Origin of the sequence: Synechococcus sp. R6-7 (assembly GCF_047461695.1) — a bacterium.
GTDB lineage: Bacteria > Cyanobacteriota > Cyanobacteriia > Thermostichales > Thermostichaceae > Thermostichus.
The window spans coordinates 1-2,067 of record NZ_JANSHS010000220.1; the positions used below are offsets into that span (position 1 = coordinate 1).

At 57.9% G+C, this 2,067-nt stretch carries 3 protein-coding genes and 1 pseudogene; 2 read left to right on the top strand and 2 right to left on the bottom strand.

Annotated elements, in window-relative coordinates; all coding sequences use genetic code 11:
- Both NW815_RS07270 and rbfA read right to left on the bottom strand, forming a co-directional pair.
- Positions 1–275, bottom strand: a pseudogene (locus NW815_RS07270) (hypothetical protein); the annotation flags it as partial.
- A gap of 351 nt (positions 276–626) precedes the next feature.
- Positions 627–1,061: a 30S ribosome-binding factor RbfA gene (rbfA, locus tag NW815_RS07275; RefSeq protein ID WP_414328963.1), complete on the bottom strand. Its 435-nt coding sequence runs from the start codon at positions 1,059–1,061 to the stop codon at positions 627–629.
- Between the two features lie 176 nt (positions 1,062–1,237).
- On the opposite strand from rbfA, the gene NW815_RS07280 reads away from it, so the two are divergent.
- Positions 1,238–1,468 carry a hypothetical protein gene (locus tag NW815_RS07280; RefSeq protein ID WP_011431872.1) on the top strand — a complete coding sequence of 77 codons (231 nt, stop codon included), beginning with the start codon at positions 1,238–1,240 and terminating at the stop codon, positions 1,466–1,468.
- 122 nt (positions 1,469–1,590) lie between these two features.
- On the top strand, positions 1,591–2,067 hold a 477-nt coding region (locus NW815_RS07285), incomplete at its 3' end, for a deoxyribodipyrimidine photo-lyase (RefSeq protein WP_414415851.1).

Sequence of the window (2,067 nt, forward strand, 5' to 3'; positions counted from 1 at the left end):
GCGGGGCTCCTGCGATTTCTAGCTGAAGGGCAACCTGCAGGCTCGGCCAAGGCCTCCGGCCCGCCCACGCGAAGGGAAGATTTTTGCCTCAAGGCCCCCAGAGCCGCCATGAGCTGCGGCAGAGCCAGCAAAAGGTGCTGAGTGGCCTGTTGGGGTTGCCCTTTCAAGCAGGAAACCAAAGCTTCGGCAACACTCTGGTTTAGGGCCTGCAGAGCTTGGAGTGGAGTAGCACCCCCTAGAGAGGGATCCGGTTGCAGTGGGCTTTGAACATCCATGAAAAGGCAGGAAAGGCATGGACAGCAACCTTACAGCCCTTTCGCAGGTTGACCACAACAACGCCGCTGCCCATTGGAGCAGAGCGCTCTGGTTTGCGCAAGCGTGCCGCAGACATGGAGTCCTGTACGGATAGACGATCGGGGGAAGGGCTGTATAGCTCCCTTAAGCCTAACAAATCCAAAAACTTCAGGGCCCGCTTACGCGACACGAACGGTAAAAAATCTTTCTTTCATGTTGTCCGCACTGCTGCAAAGCAAAGGCCCCTCTATCTAGTGGCCATCAAGGCAGATCCTTTGCTCTCTCGTGCAAAGCAGGCTGAGCTCCAGCGCGGATCCCTCGAAATGGTGCAACTATTCGCCGCTCGATTCGTTTTCTTCGCCCTCGGCGGTGTCCTCAACCCCAGCTTGGGATCCCTCCGGTTCCTGGGCCTCAGAGGTCTGTCTCAGTTGGTTAAGCAGAGCCAAAACGCGGGATCCCCGCTCCAAAGAGCGATCCTGCAAAAACACCACCGTTGGCACCCGTCGCAGGCTGAGGCGCTGGCCGATTTCCCGCCGCACAAAGGGTGTGGCCGCTGCTAGCCCTTCCATAGCTCGGTGTTGAGCTGTCTCATCCCCATAAATGCTGACGAAGATGCGGGCGTTTTGCAGGTCATTGGAAACCTCGACATCCACAATGCTGACCATCCCTGCCCCAACCCGGTCATCTTTGATCTCCGAGAGCAGGATTTGGCTGACCTCTCGTTTGATCAGCTCTGCTACCCGTGCCACCCGTCGCGCTGTCGCCATTTTTGGATACCTAGGCTAACATCATCCGCAAGCCTGCTCTGGCTGGTGTGGAGCTCAGCCCTTGCCGGCTCGATCCCAAGAACAGTAGCCAATGCTACGAGCATCTCTTCCTTCCACCTTTATCCTGAGTCCATGTCCATCTTGCCTTGAGTATGAATACCTAAAGCCATCGATGGATGGATGGAGACGTGATGATCAAGACGCCAGAGGCGCTGCGGCGCTCCATTGAGCAGTTTATGCTGAATGTGACGGAGCCGCTTGACCCGTTGCTTTCCCTGAAGCTGACTCAGCTTGTGGTGATGTTGGGGGATACAGCTTACGCGATGGGATACAGTGATGGCCAGCAAAAGCCAGAGGAGCGCTGCCGCTATTGTCCCAGTCGGGTGTTCGACAGTCTAGAGCTTTGATAGGGTTCTTCAAGGTTCTTTAGAATGTAGCTTCTGGCCGCCCCGGCTCCCAGCCTTGGGGGGGGTGAGTTGAAAGAGGCGGTGGAAACCAGCCAAGATGGGATCCCATTGCTTGGCAGCCTATGACTTCCCCCGTTTTGCTTTGGCATCGTCGCGATCTGCGGTTAGGGGACAACACAGCTCTTCATGAGGCAGCCCAGCGCAGCTCTCAGGTGGTGCCTGTCTTCATTTTCGACCCGCAGATGCTGAGACGGTCGGACATGGCCCCAGCTAGGGTGGCCTTTTTGCTTCAGGCTCTGCAAGAGCTCCAAGAGCGCTACGCCCAGATGGGGATCCCACTGATCTGGCGGCTGGGGGATCCCTCGGTGGAGTTGCGGTGCTTGGCCACAGACCTGGGAGCCAGGGCTGTGTTTTGGAATGCCGATGGGGAGCCGTTCGCCCTACAGCAAGAGAGTCGAGTGCAGGCCAGTTTGGCCGCAGCCGGGATCCAGTCCTTCTCTTACCAAGACATGCTGCTGCACGGGCCGGGGGAAGTGTTGACCCAGGCGGGGGAGCCCTATTCGGTCTTCACTCCCTTCTGGCGCAGGTGGGCGAGCTTG